We start from the raw sequence: 19,870 nt of genomic DNA, 5'->3' as shown, positions 1-19,870 counted from the left end.
ATATTTTTTCAATAGTATACAAAGTATTATTGTATTAATAATGTAACTTATTTACATAATTTTTCACTCTGCTGTTTTAGGGGTTAAAGGATGACACTAGGTAATAATATTAAGCAGTTTTCTTGTTTGGTACTTTTGACAATTGTAGCAATTTTCTCTCACTACCTAGGTGTTTTTAATACGAAATACGCTTTGTATAACGATAATTTTGATCCTATTGAACTTATTAGCCTTGGTGACGTTAGGGTTTCTAAAGGCGAACAAAAAGGTGCTCATGTTGTTTGCCAGTTAGATGATGCTAGTGGCTATAACTTATGCGGGGTTGGTATAGGTGTAGGGGAGAATGACTGGGTTTCTGGGAAAAACTTTAATCCCTATGAAAGCATTGAGTTTGAGTTGTTTTATAAAACACCTGATGATAAATCTAGGCTTAAGATATCTCTACGCAACCATAATAAAAATTATTCAAAATCTTCAGACCGTGTCTCCCATAAATTTAACACCATTACTTTAGATACTTCTACTTTTGACTTACCTATAGATGTTCCGCTTGAGGTTTTTCAAGTGGAGACTTGGTGGTTAAGCCAATATAACGTCGATTTTGAAAATAGTCTTTCTGATTTTTCTAATATTATTCAAGTAGAGTTTTTGACTAGCGGCATGGAAGCTGAGGGGGGATATGAAATATTAGTTAAAAGCATCACCCTGAGAGGGAAGGCTATTTCGTTTCAAAATTTAATTACAATTATCGTGTGTATATGGTTTTTTACAGGAATTTACTGCATATTTAGGCAGCAAAATTTAGTTAAAGAAATATCAAAAAAAGATATGGTTACAGGTCTACATAATCATATAGGATTTGAAAGGATAGTTCAGAGTAGGGCTTTAGGTAATAATATAAGTATGCATTATATTGGTATAAGTGAATTAAAGGATATAAGTGATACGTATGGTTATAAAATTGCTGATGAAGTTGCTATTTATGCTACCAACTTAATTAAAGAAAAACTTTCTAAAGTTCAATGTGAAAGTTATCTTTGTCGATACTCTGATGATGGTTTTGCTATTTTATTTGAAAATACTAATGAAGAAGATCTAATTTCTTTCTCTAAAGAAATAACTAGAATCAAGAAAAAGATAATCACTATTCGTTCCCATAAGGTTAACTTTTCTATGTATTTAGGGGTTTTTAATTCGCCTGATTGCACTCATGATTATCGAACTTTAATCTCTCACTCTCGGGCAGCGATGAATTATTCTCAGCAAAATAATTCGTTATCATTTCAAGTTTTTGATGATGAGTTTTCTCAAGAAATATTGCAAAATAAAAATATTTCAGAGTACATAAAGAGTGCGATTTCAAATGATGAGTTTACTCTAAATTTCATGCCTATATATAAAACTGAAACATTGGAAGTTTCTGCAATGGAAGTTTTGTTAAGAACAAATTCAGAAAGTCTTATTGGAATAGGGCCAGACGTTTTTATCCCTATTGCTGAAAAATTTAACTTAATAAAAGAAATTGATGCATGGGTTATTGAAAATACACTTTCTATAATTAAAGAAAACTACACATATTTAGAAGCTACTAAGCCTATATTTTGTATTAATATTTCATCCGAGCAACTTAGGAATACTAAATTTGTCGATCTACTTTCTCGTCTCTTAAAACAGTATGATATTCCGGCTGAGTGGATCGAGTTGGAGTTAACCGAAACAAGCTTAGTTAATGTAGAAGATAAAAATATTGAGGTATTACAAGGTATTCGTGATCTAGGTGTACGACTTAGCCTAGACGACTACGGCACAGGGTATATTTCTTTTAATCAGTTGATTAATTACCCTGTCAATAATTTGAAAATTGATAAGTCTTTTATAGACTTGCTAGAAAATAAAGATGACGCATCAAAAATGATAGTTAAGTCAATTCACTCACTTGCAACGACTTATCAATTAACGACTGTTGCAGAGGGTGTCGAGACGATAGAGCAGTATCACTATTTGTCTGAGTTAGGATGTGACTTTTTACAAGGCTATTTATTCTGTAAACCTGTGCCATGGAATCAGGTTAAAACATTGCTCGACCCTAGCCACATAGAAGAAGTTAGAGAAAAATTAAAAGAAAAACATATTGAAAGGTGATAAATATATGTCTTTACTTTGATGCTCTACTGCTTCGAATACTTATTGTTTTAATATAAATTATGAGATTTTGATGAATCAAATGAAATGGTTTTTTTTTCTGGTTTTTAGTACGGCTTTAACCATATCGCTTTACGCTCTTGGATACTTAGATACTAAAAAAATATTATACCCAAACGACAAGAACGAAACATTTCACTTTTTTTCGTTAGGAAAAGTAAAAGGCAGCTTGCAAACAGAGGAAGGCCAGGCTGTTGTTCGATGTCAGCTTGAGCTTGTTGAGACCTTTAGTTTATGTGGTGTTTCTTTGGAGTTAGGGAAAAAAGATCGATTGAATGGCCTTGATCTTTCTATTTATAATAGAGTTGACTTTGAAATAGAATATATATCCCCTGTTGAAAATGATAAGTTAAAAGTAAGTTTTCGAAATCATAATGAAAATTACTCGATTCCTAATGACTTTGTTTCTCAAAAGTTTAACTCTGTTAGCTTTAACCCTTCAAACTTCAATAAAAACTTTATCACCGTTCCTCTAAAATCTTTAAATGTCGATCGCTGGTGGTTGGAAAAATACAGTGTTAATTTTGAAAACAGTATGGTGGATTTAACAAACATTGTGCGTATCGAATTTAGTACCAATAAAATGCCAGTGTTAGGCGAATACAGCATTGCTATTAGAAAGCTAGTTTTTCGAGGGGAGAGAATATCAGAATACAATTTACTCAAAGCAATAGTCATTTTATGGCTGGGAGTTGCTTTACTATTACTTGCTAAACAACATCATAAACTCAAGGAATTGTCAAAAATAGACTCTTTGACAGGAATTTATAACCACCGTGGTATTCGCGAAAAGATCAAAGAAGTCTCAGCTGAAAGTCGTATATACCTATTTTATATGGCACTAGATCAGCTCAAAGAAATCAATGGTACTTATGGCCATAAGGTTGGAAATCAGGTGCTGATAGAGTTTACCGATGTAATAAAAAATATTATGATGAAATTCGGTGAAAAAGGACACTTTTGCCGATTTTCAGGTAATGAATTTATTATCGTTTTTGAGAATATTTCAGAAAAGAAAATGTCCTTTATTGCTTCATCAATATGTGGTGGCCAGTACCACTCAATCACACTGCCTTCTCAAAATCTAAGCGTTGGTATTAGTCTAGGTGTTGCTAAGGGGGAAAATGTTGCTGCTGAGTTTGATAAGCTAATTTCTCATTCAAGTTCAGCAATGTATCATGTAAAAAGTAATAGCTTGCCTCACTTTCAAGTATTCGATAAACATTTTTCACAACATGTCTATTTTAATAAGGAAGTCGCTGGGTTTATTAAGGATGCATTACGAAAAAATGAGTTTTACCTTCAATATATGCCAATCCACGAAGCCCAATCCTTAAAAGTTGTGGCTTTAGAGGTATTATTAAGAACTACGTCTAAAAAGATGGAAGGTATCGGTCCGGATGTTTTTATTCCTATTGCTGAAAAATTTAACTTAATAAAAGAAATTGATGCATGGGTTATTGAAAATACATTTTCTATAATTAAAGAAAACTACACATATTTAGAAGCTACTAAGCCTATATTTTGTATTAATATTTCATCCGAGCAACTTAGGAATACTAACTTTGTCGGCCTACTTTCCCGTCTGTTAAAACAATATGACATTCCGGCTGAGTGGATCGAGCTGGAGTTAACCGAAACAAGCTTAGTTAATGTAGAAGATAAAAATATTGAGGTATTACAAGGTATTCGTGAGCTAGGTGTACGACTTAGCTTAGACGACTATGGCACAGGGTATATTTCTTTTAATCAGTTGATCAATTACCCTGTCAATAATTTGAAAATTGATAAGTCCTTTATAGACTTGCTAGAAAAGAAAGATGACGCATCAAAAATGATAGTTAAGTCAATTCACTCTCTTGCAACCACTTATCAATTAACGACTGTTGCAGAGGGGGTAGAGACGATAGAGCAGTATCGTTATTTGTCTGAGTTAGGATGTGACTTTTTACAAGGCTATTTATTTTGTAAACCTGTTCCATGGGATCAGGTTAAAACATTACTCGATCCAAGTCATACCGAGAAATTAAGGGAAAGCTTAAGAGAGAAGTCACTCTAAAGAAAGTGCTGATTTCGTGTCTAATCAGCAATTTTTCTTATAAAAAAATTTATCCACTTATATTAAAGGACTCAAGTAAAGGCTGTTTCCTTCCATAGCCTCAGCATCTTTTTCATCGTGAGTGACTAAGAGTGCAGGTATATTTGCTTGGCGTATTTCTGTCAGCACAAAAGCCCGTACATCACGCCTTAGGGCTGGGTCTAATTTACTAAAAGGCTCATCTAATAATAAGTAATTTGGCTCCGCTAAGAGTGTCCGTAGTAAGGCAACGCGGGCTTGTTGTCCACCAGATAACTCATTAGGTAGGGCATTGGCCTTATCTCGAATCTTGAGCTTTTCTAATGCTTCTATTGCTAAGGCCTTGCGTACTTTTTTGGGCTTGTTTTCTGGGATGGCAAAGAGTAGGTTTTCCATAATACTCATGTGTGGGAATAATAATGGAGATTGCTGTAATAGCCCGACTTTTCGTTGTTCCGCAGGCTTGTCGTGTAAGCTGATATCATCTAAAAACACCTCACCAGTCGCCTGTAGTGAGTTGGCTAAATGACCACTCAAGTAGTGTAATAAGCTCGATTTACCAATACCGCTGGGACCCATTAAAGACAAAACCTGTCCTTTCTCAATATCAAAACTTAACGCTTCAATTAGCGTTTTATTGGGTGTCGATAAAGAAAAATCTTTTACTCTGAGCATTGTTTATCCTTACTGAAAAAGCAGATCAGCGTTAGGCGCCATTTTGTCCAGCGAGAGGGAATATATTGAGCTAACCAAAAAACAAGAACAGGGAAGAGAGCCTGCAACAGAGCCATGCTGCCTACTTGCTTCCTGTCACCAGAGGCGGCTCGAGCGACGGCTTCTGTAGTGAGTGTACTGTAACGGCCTTCACCCGCAATAAGAGTCGGTAAATATTGAGCAACACTGACAGAGAATCCCATGGCAAACGCTGTTAATAACGCAGGCCTCAGCATAGCCAACTTCACAACAAGATAGTGACGCCAAGGGTGATATTTTAGGCGGTTGGCTTCTAGAAGGTAGTCTTCGTTATAGGCTAAGTAGGGTCCTTTCAACGTTAAATAAACATAAGGCAACACATACATTATGTGTAAAGCGACAATAGTGTAGAAGTTTCCATTGAGGTCGAGATAGATAAGCAGAACATGTAAACCAAACAAAAAGCCAATTTGCGGCAGTAGAATAGGAATATAAATGAGCCAATCAAATACATGATTGTTGCTTGTTGAAGGTGATTTTTGGTAGCTAATACGCTTTGTTTCCAACATTACTAAACTAACCGCGCAGGCAATAATAGTCGAAAGTAAAGCAATGCTTAGAGTGTTACTCGTTAGCTCAAATAATAGGGGCTTGGCACGTTCGATATTGTCCCATGTCCACTTTGAAGGTAAGGCATCTGGAAAGCGCCAACGTTTTGCTAGCGCCCAAATAGGCAAAACCAACAAAGCAACAAAAGCGCTGGCCAAAGTCACTATGCTTAAATAAGCCCCCAGGTGTAACAGACCATCGGTTAAGCCCCTACGTTTACCATTTCCCCTTTCTGCACGAGTTATTCGACTGAACACTCGATGAATTGTTTCCCAGCCAACTAAGACCAGTGCAATAACGAGCATCAGAAAGATAGCACCAGCACTAGCCATTAACCTTAAAGATAAATCAGGGTTGTTAAACCAACGATATAGGGTGACTGCAAGAGTAGATGGGGTATTAGGGCCGATCACTAAAGCTAAATCAACCACAGTTAAACTAAAAGCCACCACAATAAAAATGGGTAGACGAATTAAGGGGTAGATCTGAGGAATTAATACTTTGCGCCATAATGTGAAGCGACCATACCCTAGGCTTTGTCCGACTTGTAAACTTTCTTTTACTTTCAGGCCTTTTAGTGCGGCTAAGATAACGAAAAGTAAATAAGGCATTTCCTTAATGGCAAGAGCAAAAACCAAAGACAGACCATAAGGGTCTTGAACGGTAATCCAATTAGGAGGGCGCTCGAACCCTGTGAGCCAAGGGCTGAATAAGCGAACAAGCCAGCCAGACGGGCTGAGTAAAAAGAGCAAACCAATCGCAATGGCTGCATGTGGTACAGCAAGAATAGGGGAAAGTAGACTTTCTATTGTTCGAAAGAAACGTTTGTCATGTCCCCAAACTACGAGCGAAAGTGCAAACCACAGGGAAATGAGCGGTGCGACAATGCCAGTCACTAAAGTAAGTTTTAAGCTGGAATAAAATTCTTGGTTAGAGAATAAATTTACCCAAGGAGTAAGAGAGAACTGATATTCTCCAATAGGTGGAAGAAATTGAAAAGCAGGCAATAGGGTGCCAATTAGACCAATGAAGATTGGAAAAATCATCAATGAAGCAAGAACAGCGGTTATCCAGCGAGTATGTGTTAGTGGCATTTTATGTCTTTAATATATGAAAGCTGTGTTTGCAGTCTTGGGTCTAATTAGATCAACATAGCAAACAAACGCTTTTCAAAGCTGCTGATATTAACCTTGACGAAACGTTTGCTTGCTCATTATTTTTAGTTTAATAGTTATTTACTTAAATAACCTTTAGTCAAATTACTTTGCGTAACGGCTACGCCACTCTTTCTCCAAAGCATCCACCCAGCTGCTATGTGGCTCTGGTAGAGATTTCCCAAGCTCTTCAATGCTTAGTGTTGCAATGCCCTTAGGTAATGCCTCAAATTTAGCTTTGTCTTTTGCCGTGAGCTTGTCGTAGGACAACACGCTTAAATCTCCCCAAACTGCAGGTTTCTGTTTTTCTACCTGAGCTTCTGGTGAAAGGAAGAAGTTGGCGACTACCTCTGCGCCCGCTTTTACGCCACTGTTATAAGGAATGGCTAAAAAGTGAGTATTACCTATAGTGCCGCCATCAAATACATAGGTACGAACAGACTCAGGCAAATTGCCTTCATTGATTTGTACGGTAGCCGATGAAACATCAAAACTAAAAGCAATATCAATCTCTTGGTCATCTAATAGGCGTATCATTTCTTCTGAGCCTGATGGGAAGCGTTGCCCGTTTCGCCATGCAACTGAGTGTAGGTCATCTAGGTAACCCCAAAGAGGGGCAGTAACCTTGTTGAAATCAACAGTATCTACCGGTTGAGATAGCGCTTCTTTGTTATTTGTTAATTCATATAGAGCTTGTTTCAAAAAAGTGGAACCTAGAAATTGTGGCGGCTCAGGATAGGTGATTCTTCCAGGGTTCGCTTTAGCGTACGTTAATAGGTTGGCAATGGATTTAGGCGGACTTTCTAGCGTCTCGGTATCATGCATAAAGACGACTTGTGCCATGCCCCATGGGGATTCCATACCTTCTACAGGTGTTCCAAAATCTTGCGATAAACTTTGGCGGGCATTTTCATCTACATACTGAGAAAAGTTAGGTAAGCCCTGACTAAAGGGCCCGTGGAGTAATTGGTTGTTTTTCATGGATCGAAAGTTTTCACCATTAATCCAGATGAGATCTACAGAGCCGTTATCGTTTTTATTGGCTGCTTTTTCGGCAAGTACTCGGTTAACCGCATCAGCTGTGTCCGTTAACTTAACGTGTTTTAAGGTGACATTGTATTCTGCTTTGATGCGATCTGCGGCCCACATTATGTAGTTATTGATATTGTCTGATCCGCCCCATGCATTGAAATAAACCGTTTGCCCGCTTGCTTCGGATAGCGTGTCTTGCCAAGCCGCTTGGCTATTTAGGCTGGTACATAATAAAGCGGTTGCAATGGAAGCCGCAGCAAAGGTTTTTTTCATTCCTATCTCCTAATTAATTGTTCTAATAAAGGTTAGACGGTGTACATCAAAAATTATTACAGAATTTATAGGCAATTTTTTGTTTAAGCGTGTTGCCTCTAATGGCTTTTGATTAAATAGGCTTTAGCGTAACATGTTGCTGGTTTTATTCAGTGAAGTATTTCTCAGTATTTAAGGTCATTTACTTCGCTTCCATTCTGTTTTGATTCTAGTGTCTCATTTTGAAAAAATCGTACCGAACACAGTTAACCAAAGAACAGCAAGACGTTGTTTATCATGAGCTTTCAGCGCCTGCTAAAGTCATTGCGGTGGCGGGAGCTGGTAAAACCACTACGCTCATATCGAGAGTGGAATACTTGCTAGAGCAAGGTATCGATCCTTCCGAAATCGGCATCTTTATGTTCAATAAAAGTGCGCAAACCGAGTTCTCTGAACGTTTGAGCGCCCAACTTACAGCATCGGGCCACCGTCGTTCACCTAGTGTGATGACTTTCCATGCTTTTGGTATGAAGTTTTGCCGACGTTTGGAGCAGCAATCTTGGTTGCCATCCGCTAAATTACTAACCGATGACTTTAGTTTGGTAAAGTTGCTGCGCGAAGCCTTACAGCGCTTAATTCGCAAAGGCGAGAAAATAGCCATTCAAGATGAAAAAGATTGGCTAGAAGAAGTGTTACTTTTCATTGATCTAGTAAAAGCCTCTGACCTTTCTGCAAGCGACGTTTTTGAGTCTTTAAGCTGGTCAAAAGACAGAAATTTCTACCCTGCGTTATATGAAGAGTTAGAAGCGTTAAGGAAGCGAAATAATATACGCTTTTTCGCTGATCTATTGAGTGACCCTTTCGAGTTAATTAAGGGCTTGGATGATGAGAATCTTGAACGAGTTCGAGCCTTGTTACCCAATTTTCGTTATTTATTAATTGATGAGTTTCAAGACATAAACCCTTGTCAGTATGAGCTACTGAAAAAGCTTTTTCTGCCCCCTTGCCAGTGGATGATAGTAGGCGATGTGCAGCAATGCATATACGAGTGGCGCGGTGCTAGCCCAGAGATTATGGCTTCCCAATTTGACCAAGATTTTGCATCTGTGGCCTGTTATCCTTTGAGTACGAGTTTTCGCTTTGGGCACTCAGTTGGCTTAATGTCTTCCAGTGTTATTACAGAGAATGACCCGAATGCTCTAGTACTAGGCATGGGAGAGTCGACCCATGTGTCTTTTGCCCGCTATGAAAAAACGGGAAGGGCGTTACTCAGTGAACTTAAAGTTTGGCTTGATGAAGGTGGAGCGCTGCAAGATGCTGTCGTCTTATCTCGCCTATACAGTGATATGGTGCCTGTCCAGTTGGCGCTTATGCATAAAGGTGTGCCTTACCAGCTACACGGGGATTCCCCCTTATTAGAGAACCGTCAAATCCGTATGCTCATGGCCTACTTAGCCATCATGGCAGGAGCGCTTGAAAACCCTAAGATGTTCTTCAAATTAGAGGATATTGAATGCCTGCTCACTGTTCCTAGCCTAGGTGGGTCAATTGACCAGCGTAAGCGCTTTATTCAGCAAGCCAAACAGTCCCCCCATTTGTTGCCACAAATTATTGAAACTCTAGCCGATGCCTCGGAAGGTTGGCGGGCTAAAAAGTTGTATGAACGAGCTGATTGGCTTCGTAGCCTTACGCTTTATGCGAGCGACCCTGCTCAAGGTCTGACGCATACCCTAGAAAAGCTAGGGATATATCGTTATTTTGAAAGCACCAGTAATAAAGACATTCAAAGCCAAGAAAAAATAGCCACTTGCGAAGCTTTTATCGGCTATGTTCGTGGTGTGGGAGGAGACGCTGCCAGTATTTTAAAGCAGCTATCAAGTTTGAATGAAACCCAGCGAGATGATAGTCATGGTGTACACCTCATGACGATCCATAAGTCCAAAGGCCTAGAGTTCGACATGGTGCTTTTATCTGGTTTACAAGAAGGGCGCTTCCCTTATTATGAAGAAGATCTAAGTGCTATCGATAAGCAAGCTGCCAGTGATATGGCATCAGAAAGGCGCTTGTTTTATGTGGCCATAACAAGAGCGAAAAAGAAACTTGTGCTTCTTGAGGCTCCATCTAAAGCAGACAAAAAACAAATGCAGCAGGGCGATATTCCCAATGAGTCTCGTAAAAGCCATTCCTTATCTCGGTTTGTCTTTGAGTCCCAACCCCACGCGGTAAGTCAGATTTGTGATGCTTGGGAAAATGCTGATCTGGCATCAAATCTGCATTCTGATAAGGCCATTAATACGGCAAAAGGGGATGTGTTCCAGCGTTATCTGAGTCGAGTGGAACCTTCACCTAAGCTTACCTTTCGCCATCAGATGGAAAGTCAGAGCAAACTTAAGCCGGGTGATAAGGTACGCCACGACCAATTTGGCCAAGGCGTTGTTGTCAGGCAGGAGCAAAGTGGTAAATACATGATTTTTGTCGATTTTGGTGATCTTGGGTTGAAACGTTTTAACCCCAAACACACGCAACTGATTAAATTGTCTTCACGAACTTAACAAGGAAATAACATGTCTATTCCTTTGATTGATTTAGAAAAGCTAACCCACGAAACAGAGTCTGTGCGTAGCAAAGAAATAAAAGCATTAGATAAAGCTTGTCGAGAAATAGGCTTTTTTTATCTTGTGAATACCGGCATGCCAGCCTCTAAAATGCAGGCTTTAATGCGCGAAGCGAAGCGCTTTTTTGCGCTGCCTCAAGCAGAAAAGAGCGCAATCGATATTACCAATAGTGTGAATCATCGTGGCTATGGTGGCATAGGTGAAGAGCAGCTGGATGAGACAGGCAATGCGGATTGGAAAGAAACTTTTGATATGGCCTTGGACTTTCCTTCGGATCACCCTTTAGCCGGAAAATACCCGTCTATGTATGGGCCGAACCAAAACCCTAAAGACCCTCGCACCCTGGAAGTTCTACAAGACTACTATGTGGACGCTTTTGAAATTGCCATGAAGTTGTTAACCGCTATGGCTCAAGCACTAGATTTAAAAGACGATTTCTTTACTCGTTGCTTTGTGAACCATGTCACAGTATTAAGAATGATCCATTATCCACCAAGACCGAATATCGAGCATGACAATGGCGCGGGAGCCCATACGGACTATGGCTGTGTGACTCTGCTTTTACAGGATCAAATTGGTGGCCTACAAGTCCGTAATCGCCAAAATGAATGGGTAGATGCCACGCCAATTGAAAATGCATTAGTCGTGAATATTGGCGACCTCATGCAACACTGGACGAATGATGAATACGTATCGACAGCCCACAGAGTAAGGGCTTCTATGTCTGACAGCCATCGTTATTCTTTCCCTTTCTTTGTGGAGCCTGACTATGAAACAGAGGTGGCTTGCGTACCGAGCTGTGCTTCCGTAGATAAGCCAGCAAAATATCAACCTATCTTAAGTGGGGACTGGATTAAGGCTCGCTTGGATGCAACTTATTCTTACCGAGAAGAATAGTGTGGGCTGAGTTAGCAACCAAAGGCTTTAATATAAGATATTAAAGCCTTTAAAAGTCTCTACTCATCAAAAAGCGGCATAGCGCAATAACTGTGGTTTTTGATTCTCGCAATGTGTCCAGAAGGGACTTTATTCCAATCTTTGTTAGACAGCTCAAGCGGCTCAGAGCCAATCACGATATGGTCATCGTATTGTTTGAAATACAGGCTTGGTGCGCTTTCATCGCTAGAATAACGTACAGCGATCATCTCATTGCCATCTGAAAGTACAGACGTAAAGCGCAAGGCTTCTTCAATATTCTTTTCTTTCATTAGTTTAAAAATTTGAGATAGGGTGGTCTTAATGGCTTGTTCTGGGTCTTCTTCTAAGCCGTTGGCAATCATCAATAAGAAAATTACCTCGGAATCTGTTGCGCCTCTGCGCTCGTTATAAAGGTATTCAGGAATTAACCTGTCTAGCTGCCAGCGGATGGATTCGTATTCTCCAATTTGCCCGTTATGCATAAACAACCAATTCTTGTAACCAAAAGGGTGGCAGTTTGAACGGTTTGTTGCCGTACCTGTAGAAGAACGAACATGGGCAAAGAACAGGCCGCTTTTAATATGTTTGGCAAGGTTCTTGAGGTTACAGTCACTCCACGCAGGTAAAATTTCGTGGTAAAGACCGGGCTCTTTTCGCTCGTCGTACCAGCCTAAGCCAAAGCCGTCAGCATTGACCGTTACAGTAGACTTTCTCGCACAAAGGCTCTGTTGGATAAGGGAATGTTCTTGTTCAAATAATATTGATTCGAGATAGACGGTCTCTCCTTGGTAAGCTAACCAACGGCACATATATTTTTCCTATAAATAAAAAAGGGGGAGCCCAGATGTTTTTAAATACGTACTTCAAAGAAAGAAAAAGGAAGCAGTGTGCTTCCTTTTTATTTAGCTTTTGAGTTCAAATGTTAAGAAGTCTGAAACTCAATTTAACAGGTCTTATTAGACATTGAAATAGCGAACTTTTTTGGATAACTGAGTTGCTAGATTTGTTAACTGATCTGTTGCCTGACTGATAGCGTGGATGGACTTAGTGGTTTCAGTCGATATTTCCATAATGTTAGAAACATTGTTTGTAACATTCGCTGTAAAGGTGGCTTGCTCAGTTGTGGTAGCAGAAACGCTATCATTCATTTGGGTGATTTTAGAAACAGAAAGACTAATCTCTTGTAATGACATTGCCTCTTCTTTTACTTGAGTAACTGTATTCATAGAGCGCTCATGGCTGCTGTTCATTGCTTTAACAGCATTAGCAGCACCGCTTTGAAGGGAGTTAATCATGGTTTCGATCTGCTGTGTTGCTTCTTGAGTATTTTGTGCCAGATTACGAACCTCATCTGCAACAACGGCAAACCCTCGACCTTGTTCACCAGCACGCGCAGCTTCAATTGCGGCATTCAGTGCTAGTAAGTTGGTTTGCTCTGCAATGCCTAAAATAACCCCCAAAATGCTGTTTATGTCATTGGTGTTGTTTTGTAGCTCTTGCATAGCTTCAGCTGAGTCAGAGATTTCACCCGCTAGACTCTCAATACTTTCAATGGTGTTATTGATGGCTTGCGTACCTAACTTCGACGCTTGCTCTGCATCATGGGCGGCTTTACTAGCATCCGTAGTCGAGTTTGAAACATAGTCCGCTCTCTCCTGAATCTCAGCAACGGCCTCAGAAATGAGTTTAGTTTCTTCTTGCTGGCTATCTACCATTTGAGAGGATTCGTTGGTGATTCGGTTCAACTCAACTGCCGAACTGGTTAGTGAATTACTGGATTCAGTCACATCTTTTAGGATGTCTCTTAATTGTAAAACAAGCTTATCCATAGCGACTTCAAGCATGCCTACTTCATCTTTACGCTGGCTATCGCTTAAAGGCTGCATCAAGTCTCCTGATGCAATTTCTCTAGCTCGTAGAACGGCTTTAGCAAGAGGGCCACAAATGCTATTCACTATGATGAGGCTTAGGGTAATACCGACAACAATCAAAATAGTTGCTGCGATATAGTTCGTCATAATGCTTCGATTAAGATTATCTTCTTGGTCTTTCTCAACACTTAGATCATATTCATCGATCGCCAGCGTAATCTCTTCCATCTGTTGGCTGATAGTATCTAAGGTGGCAAGGGCGAGACGTCTTGCTTTATTGGCTTGTAATGTTTTGAGTTTTTTCCACCAGCTATAGGTATCTAAACTGGCTTTCAGGAATACCTCTTGTTGCTGCTCTAGCTCATTGATTTGTGTAAGTAGAACATCTAAACCTTCATGCTCAGGTAGAGAGGCAAGTGTGCTCTTAACATTGTTAATACTGTTAATAAGTTCACTGGTATAACCTTTGAATTTTTCTTCTGACTCAGCTACTTGTTCTATACCGTAACCCTGTAAAGACTTAGCAATAGACACTTGAAAGAAGCCTCTTTCGAATTCAACCGTTTGCTGAAGTAAAAGTTGTCGACTTTTTTCTAGGTTATGTACTAAATCTAGACTTTTGTGAAAAAGGCTTTGTAGGTCTGAGTAGGTCGACTTACTTGACGAGGCTGAGCTGACGCTTACACCCACGATAGCCAGTGAAAAAAGCGCAATTAAAGAAAGAATTTTGATTCGTACCGATAAGTTGTTCATTCATCAATCCATATAAAATTTTATAATAAGTTACAAATAGCAACGTACGTGCCAATATAGATACATTTCATTACATTTGGTAGTGGGTTTATTAAAATCAACCGAAAAATATGCAATATATAGATATATAAACTGAAGTTTTGGCTTTATCTGGTGAGAAGTAATATGAATTGATCGCTTTGTGATCTTTTTGTGCTGCAGGAAAATAAGAATTTATTTTATTCTAGGAAAAAGGCAAAGCCACAATTTGACTATGCCTTGTAATGGTGCGTTTTGGTTCTCTAAATAGGCGCTTTACTGATAACGACGTCATCGCCTTCTATTGTAAAGAAGAAGCAGTCTCTTCTGAAAGTATGACAAGCAGCACCTTTTTGATCCACCTTCAGCAAAATACAATCACCATCGCAATCAAATGACATAGAAACTAGTGTCTGTCTGTGACCAGAGCTTTCACCTTTACGCCAGTATGTTTGGCGGGAGCGAGACCAATAGCAAACTTGTCCGGTTTCTAGTGTTTCGCGGATAGATTTTTCATTCATATAAGCCATCATTAACACTTCACCCGTATCATGCTGTTGAGCAATCGCCGCAATAAGACCAGCATCATCGGTTTTTAAGTTGGCTAAAACGGTATCTAAAGGCAGCTTTTCACCCATATTTAGATTTTCATATTTTTTTAAACTCATGCTACTACCTTTCTTTCTGAAATCGCGCCCTTGCCAATGCCTTCGAACGCGTGAACTTCTATGTGAGTGTTAGGGTTTTCTTGTGCCAATGTCTCTGCAATATGTGACGACAAGGATTCGACTGTCGTATCGCAATCCAGCATATAAGTTTGGTTGCTGTCTATCACTAACTCAAAAAGCCCTTGTTGGCTGGTGTAAAAGAAGTGATGGTAAGATTTACCTTGTTCCTCAAACACCTTTTTTAAATCTTCATTTGTGCCTAAATAAATGTCTTCCCAACGCTTAGCCCAATCGGCTTCTAAGACACTATCGCGCTGACCGTTTGAGTAGATTTCTATGGTGGAACGGTGGCCATGGGCAATACGTTGGCAGTTACCATCGTGCTTTTTTAAACCGTGGCTGTATTGATACTGTTCGCCTTCAATGCTTTCAGGAGTAAAGCGTATTTGAACAGCTTCCAATTCTGCAGGAAGTAGATTAAGAATTTGTGACTCTACCCAGCTTTGAGTCGCTTCAATAGATACTTCTTCCATGGGTAGGGCGCAAATGGCTTGTTTAGGCGCATCACACTGAAAACGTCGACCATCGTCGTGTAAAAAGCGAAAAGAAACGCGATCGCCTTCCAAGTTAGACAGTTTGCTATTGGCATGTTGAGCCGGAATCGCCAGCATATGGTCGATGTTGTCATCTAACCATCTCTTAATTTGTTTTTTCACAATACTAAAATCACAAATCATGCTTTCATCGTTTAACTTGCCCGTTAATACGATGTCCGTTTGCCAGCTTTCACCTAGTAGTCCACGTTGACTATCAAAGTAGGAAAAGTCCACATGGGTTAGGTTTTTTACAAATAGCTTCAACGCCCATTCCTCAGTTACAGAGTTTCAAATAATGCTTCGGCGCGTATCTTACCGTAAGACAAGATCGGGTACTAATAACGATTATCAAAAAGAAGCGATTAACCCAGAAAAAGTATTTAAAACAAGCCTGTTGATATTTCAAAAAGCCTGCGTATAATCAGCGCCCAAGGTCACAGACCTCCTTTATGGTGTCTCTGCTGGTCCCCTCGCAACAATAAACCGTTAATCTGGTCAGGTCCGGAAGGAAGCAGCCACAGCGGTGGACTTGTGTGCCGAGGTGCGGCTGGTGGAGATGCCACCTTAATTCCCTCCAGTTATTTTTTATACTATTAGATAAACATTTCTCTACTTCAAATTTATAGTTTTAATATATTCTCGCTTTATAACCTATCAATAAAACCTTATTTGGTTTGTTTATTTCCTATATATCAATTATCTACTGCATATAGATTTTTCATCTGTATTTATACAAGGTACACTAAAATCTAATCGTAACGGATAAAGGATGTCTGCGAGTGCCTTCAATTCAGTCTAATTTTGTTTTCCTCAAAGGGACGGACGACTTTTTATTTACGATTCTCCATACCTCCGAAAAAAATTATCCAGATGATGCCAACACAGCGTTAATGAAGCTGCGAATAGCAGGCGAATATGTCGCTAAGCACCTCGGTAAACTACTGAATATTGAACCGCAAGACACTCAATTTAAACTGCTCCAAGAAATAGAAAAACGTACTTCAATTGATGAAACCATTTTAAATGTATTTCATAAGCTACGTAGTTTGGGTAATGACGCCGTTCATAAATATCATGATGATATAAATGATGCTGAAATGTGCCTTCGTTTATCTTTTAGACTCGCCGTTTGGTATTACCGCTTAATAAGTAAAGATAAAGACTTTGTAGCGCCTTTATTTAAATTACCCATAGACAAAGAATCTAGCAAAAATGCGGAACAAGAAATTGCTGAGTTAAAACGGCAGTTGTTAAAAGCGAATCAAAAGGCCACACAACAAGAGTACTCGAGCCAAGCAGAATTAGATGAGCAGCAAGCTAAAGTTACCCAGCTAGAAGGCCTATTGGCTGTGCTCGAAAGTAAGGAGAAAGAAACCGTCGCTCAAAGTGAGGCTCGAATTTTAGCGTTAGAGGCTCTGCTTAAACAAAAAGATGTTGAGCTAGCAAAACTAAGTGAACCAGAGCTCAAGAAATATCATTCCCAAGCACGCAGTCAAGCGACTCAAACACCGCTTAATTTGAGCGAGCAAGAAACACGTTACCTTATCGATGAACAACTACGTCTTTCAGATTGGGAAGCAGATACCCAGCACTTAAAATACAGCAATGGTACACGCCCTCAAATAGGCCGTAATATAGCCATTGCAGAGTGGCCAACAGGTATTGACGAAACCAAAAAAAAAGGCTTTGCCGATTATGTGTTATTTGTCGGTTTAACGCCCGTTGGCGTTGTCGAAGCCAAGCGATACAACCAAGATGTTGCTGATAAGCTTAACGAAGCCTACCGTTATAGCCGCACATTTGACATGCTCACTTACCGAGAAGAATTGACTCGATTGGCTGCTAATGACGAGCTCAATCAAGAGAGTATTCTTAAATACGTTAGTGAGATGAAAACCAATCAGTACAATGCTACTGGCTTCCATATACCGTTTTGTTTCTCAGCCAATGGCCGCGGTTACAGTGCTGCCGTAAAAACCAAAAGTGGTATTTGGTATAGAGATGTCCGATTAGACACCAACCAGCCAGACGCTTTACCCCAATGGTTCACACCAACAGAGTTACGAAACAAACTAGCTCAGCAAATAGGTAAGTTGAATAACTGGTTCAAAGCCAACCCAGATATGAGTGAATTAGGGCTGCGCTACTTCCAAGAAGACGCGGTGCGTGCAGTAGAACAAGCGGTTGTTGAAGGAAAACGTAGCGCGTTACTGGCTATGGCAACAGGCACAGGTAAAACTCGTACCGCCATTGCGATTATGTATCGCATGATCCAATCCCAGCGCTTTAAGCGGGTGTTATTTTTGGTAGATCGCCGCTCATTGGGTAATCAAGCACTGAACTCTTTTGAAAGCACACGTATTCAAAGTTACACCTTCAATGAAATTTTCAACATTCAAGGACTGACAGAACGCTTCCCAGAAGACAGTACCAAAGTTCACATCTCCACAGTGCAATCGTTAGTAAAGCGAGTGTTACAGGGTGATAACTTTATAGGCGTTGGTACTTATGACGCCATCATTATAGATGAAGCTCACCGTGGCTATATACTAGACAAAGAGCAAACCGAAGGTGAACAGGCTTTTCGTGACGAAAAAGATTATATCTCTGCCTATCGTCGAGTCATTGACCACTTTGATGCTTTTAAACTGGCACTGACCGCCACACCAGCCTCGCACACATCTGAAATATTTGGCCGTCCAATTTATACCTACTCCTATCGAACCGCCGTCATTGATGGTTACTTGAACGATTACGAACCGCCTATCAAAATCAACACCAAGCTTAATACCCAAGGTGTCTGCATTGCCGAAGGCGAACAAGTTGAACGTTTGAATGTGACAGGTGATGTAGAATTAGACACGTTAGAAGATGAACAAAATTTTGAAGTCGATCATTTTAATCGACAAATCATCTTGCCTAATTTCACCAAAGCCATCTGTGGCGAGTTAACCAAATACCTAGACCCAACCAGCGAACAGAAAACCCTAATATTTTGTGTCAATAACAACCACGCCGATACAGTGGTGGATGAATTGAAAGCTGCGTTTAAAGAGCAATATCCTAATCTTCCCCACGACGCCATCATGAAGATTACTGGCAATTCAGACAAAGACGCCAACAAGGTTCAAGAACTCATAATTAAATTTGAAAAAGAACCACGAATTCCCAATATTGTTGTCACTGTGGATCTACTAACCACAGGTATAGATGTGCCGAGTATTTGCAATCTGGTGTTTTTACGCAAAGTACGAAGCCGAATTCTCTATGAACAAATGAAAGGTCGCGCCACTCGATTATGTCCAAAGGTCGGCAAAACCAGCTTCCGTATTTTTGATGCGGTAGATTTATACTCCACTCTACAACCTGTCGATACCATGCAATCTGTGGTTGTCCGCCCAAATGTGAGCCTAAGCACACTAGTTAAAGAAATTAGTACTGAAGAGACGTATCAAGTCATAGAAGCCAACGACAAATCCTTTGCCGAAAACAGCCACGAACAGCTGGTTTCCAAGTTGCAGCGAGTTATTGTGCAAGCCGAATACCATCAAGTTCGTAGTCCAGAAGTAGAAAGAGCCGTTTTCTCAATCGATGAACGTTTAAAAAATGTCGTTAAATGTGGCTTCTTTGAATTCGCCAAAACTCTGAGAAATGAAGGGCCAAAAGTCTCAGCCCAATACTTTGCAAAACTCCCTACCTTAGTAGAGCAGGTGGAAGACTTAAAACGCACTATCAATAGGCTGCGTTATCGACCGATTTTTTCTGATGTGCCTGATGAGGTAATCAGCGTAGATACCTTGTTCGGAGATTACAATAAAGCAGAAGATTTTCTCGAAGCCTTTGATCAACTAGTAAACGACAACACCAATAAACTCACCGCATTGGATGCTGTGGTCAATCGTCCACGAGATTTAACTCGTAAAGGCTTGGTAGAACTGCAAGAATGGTTCGATACCAAGCACTTTGATGAATCCGCCTTACAAGTCGCATGGAAGAAAAAAACCACCCAAGAAATTGCCGCCAAGCTGGTTGGCCACATTCGCCGTGCCAGTATGAAAAACCCTGTTTTACAACCTTTTGGTGTACGAGTGGATCATGCTCTCGCGAGAATCAAAAGTGAAAATGACTGGAGCAGTGTACAGATCAAATGGCTAGATCGCCTTGCCAATTCCATAAAGGACAAAGTGGTATTGGACGATGACGTCTACAAAATAGGGAACTACAAACGGGAAGGCGGTAAGCGCAAGCTACAAGAAGCCCTCAACAACGAGCTAGATGAAATTCTAGAAAAATTCAGCGAGTACATCTGGGACGAAAGAGCATAGCTCGGTATCATAGCGCCCAAATTTAACTAACAAACCATGATGCTCAAATTAATCAAAGCATCACCAACAAATAAAAATCAAAAGAGA

Annotated in this window: 12 protein-coding genes and 1 other RNA gene; 6 read left to right on the top strand and 7 right to left on the bottom strand. The window is 40.0% G+C overall.

What is annotated here, in order from left to right:
• Nucleotides 1-90 precede the first annotated feature (90 nt).
• Together OFY17_RS08665 and OFY17_RS08660 are read left to right on the top strand one after the other, a co-directional pair.
• Nucleotides 91-2,142 carry a phosphodiesterase gene (locus tag OFY17_RS08665; RefSeq protein ID WP_263530329.1) on the top strand — a complete coding sequence of 684 codons (2,052 nt, stop codon included), beginning with the start codon at nt 91-93 and terminating at the stop codon, nt 2,140-2,142.
• 73 nt (nt 2,143-2,215) lie between these two features.
• Nucleotides 2,216-4,261: a putative bifunctional diguanylate cyclase/phosphodiesterase gene (locus OFY17_RS08660; protein WP_263530328.1), complete on the top strand. Its 2,046-nt coding sequence runs from the start codon at nt 2,216-2,218 to the stop codon at nt 4,259-4,261.
• A gap of 57 nt (nt 4,262-4,318) precedes the next feature.
• On the opposite strand, the gene OFY17_RS08655 is transcribed toward OFY17_RS08660, so the two are convergent.
• From OFY17_RS08655 to OFY17_RS08645, 3 genes are all read right to left on the bottom strand, one after another.
• The gene (locus OFY17_RS08655) at nt 4,319-4,954 is read right to left on the bottom strand and encodes an ATP-binding cassette domain-containing protein (RefSeq protein WP_263530327.1); all 636 of its coding nucleotides are present in this window, start codon (nt 4,952-4,954) and stop codon (nt 4,319-4,321) included.
• Nucleotides 4,942-6,675: an ABC transporter permease gene (locus OFY17_RS08650; RefSeq protein ID WP_263530326.1), complete on the bottom strand. Its 1,734-nt coding sequence runs from the start codon at nt 6,673-6,675 to the stop codon at nt 4,942-4,944. The genes OFY17_RS08655 and OFY17_RS08650 overlap by 13 nt, the downstream gene beginning before the upstream one ends.
• A gap of 165 nt (nt 6,676-6,840) precedes the next feature.
• Nucleotides 6,841-8,040 carry an ABC transporter substrate-binding protein gene (locus OFY17_RS08645; protein WP_263530325.1) on the bottom strand — a complete coding sequence of 400 codons (1,200 nt, stop codon included), beginning with the start codon at nt 8,038-8,040 and terminating at the stop codon, nt 6,841-6,843.
• Nucleotides 8,041-8,261: 221 nt separating this feature from the next.
• Here OFY17_RS08645 and OFY17_RS08640 point away from each other — a divergent pair, with 221 nt between their 5' ends.
• Entirely contained in the window at nt 8,262-10,571 is a 2,310-nt protein-coding gene (locus OFY17_RS08640; RefSeq protein ID WP_263530324.1) for an ATP-dependent helicase, read from the top strand.
• 12 nt (nt 10,572-10,583) lie between these two features.
• On the top strand, nt 10,584-11,531 hold the full coding sequence (locus OFY17_RS08635; RefSeq protein ID WP_263530323.1) for an isopenicillin N synthase family dioxygenase: 948 nt from the start codon (nt 10,584-10,586) through the stop codon (nt 11,529-11,531).
• Between the two features lie 59 nt (nt 11,532-11,590).
• Here the strand turns inward: OFY17_RS08635 and OFY17_RS08630 are convergent, their stop codons facing one another.
• From OFY17_RS08630 to OFY17_RS08615, 4 genes are all read right to left on the bottom strand, one after another.
• Entirely contained in the window at nt 11,591-12,361 is a 771-nt protein-coding gene (locus tag OFY17_RS08630; protein ID WP_263530322.1) for a class II glutamine amidotransferase, read from the bottom strand.
• 147 nt (nt 12,362-12,508) lie between these two features.
• Complete coding sequence (locus tag OFY17_RS08625; RefSeq protein WP_263530321.1) at nt 12,509-14,176, bottom strand: methyl-accepting chemotaxis protein; 1,668 nt, start codon at nt 14,174-14,176, stop codon at nt 12,509-12,511.
• Between the two features lie 281 nt (nt 14,177-14,457).
• A complete protein-coding gene (hisI, locus tag OFY17_RS08620) occupies nt 14,458-14,862 on the bottom strand; it encodes a phosphoribosyl-AMP cyclohydrolase (protein WP_263530320.1) in 405 nt (134 codons plus the stop codon).
• A complete protein-coding gene (locus tag OFY17_RS08615) occupies nt 14,859-15,722 on the bottom strand; it encodes a 6-carboxytetrahydropterin synthase (protein WP_263530319.1) in 864 nt (287 codons plus the stop codon). The genes hisI and OFY17_RS08615 overlap by 4 nt, the downstream gene beginning before the upstream one ends.
• A gap of 195 nt (nt 15,723-15,917) precedes the next feature.
• Between OFY17_RS08615 and ffs the strand changes: the two genes are divergently transcribed.
• Both ffs and hsdR read left to right on the top strand, forming a co-directional pair.
• Nucleotides 15,918-16,014: signal recognition particle sRNA small type (ffs, locus tag OFY17_RS08610), an RNA gene on the top strand.
• A gap of 223 nt (nt 16,015-16,237) precedes the next feature.
• Complete coding sequence (gene hsdR, locus OFY17_RS08605; RefSeq protein WP_263530318.1) at nt 16,238-19,783, top strand: type I restriction-modification system endonuclease; 3,546 nt, start codon at nt 16,238-16,240, stop codon at nt 19,781-19,783.
• The last annotated feature ends 87 nt before the right edge of the window (nt 19,784-19,870 follow it).

The organism is Marinomonas sargassi (assembly GCF_025716875.1).
GTDB lineage: Bacteria > Pseudomonadota > Gammaproteobacteria > Pseudomonadales > Marinomonadaceae > Marinomonas > Marinomonas sargassi.
This window is presented reverse-complemented; position numbering and strand designations above follow the sequence as displayed.

Bases quoted from the DNA above. Each gene is read 5' to 3' on its own strand.
- OFY17_RS08665 (WP_263530329.1), top strand. From the start codon at position 91: ATGACACTAGGTAATAATATTAAGCAGTTTTCTTGTTTGGTACTTTTG.
- OFY17_RS08660 (WP_263530328.1), top strand. From the start codon at position 2,216: ATGAATCAAATGAAATGGTTTTTTTTTCTGGTTTTTAGTACGGCTTTA.
- OFY17_RS08655 (WP_263530327.1), bottom strand. From the start codon at position 4,954: ATGCTCAGAGTAAAAGATTTTTCTTTATCGACACCCAATAAAACGCTA.
- OFY17_RS08650 (WP_263530326.1), bottom strand. From the start codon at position 6,675: ATGCCACTAACACATACTCGCTGGATAACCGCTGTTCTTGCTTCATTG.
- OFY17_RS08645 (WP_263530325.1), bottom strand. From the start codon at position 8,040: ATGAAAAAAACCTTTGCTGCGGCTTCCATTGCAACCGCTTTATTATGT.
- OFY17_RS08635 (WP_263530323.1), top strand. From the start codon at position 10,584: ATGTCTATTCCTTTGATTGATTTAGAAAAGCTAACCCACGAAACAGAG.
- OFY17_RS08630 (WP_263530322.1), bottom strand. From the start codon at position 12,361: ATGTGCCGTTGGTTAGCTTACCAAGGAGAGACCGTCTATCTCGAATCA.
- OFY17_RS08625 (WP_263530321.1), bottom strand. From the start codon at position 14,176: ATGAACAACTTATCGGTACGAATCAAAATTCTTTCTTTAATTGCGCTT.
- hisI (WP_263530320.1), bottom strand. From the start codon at position 14,862: ATGAGTTTAAAAAAATATGAAAATCTAAATATGGGTGAAAAGCTGCCT.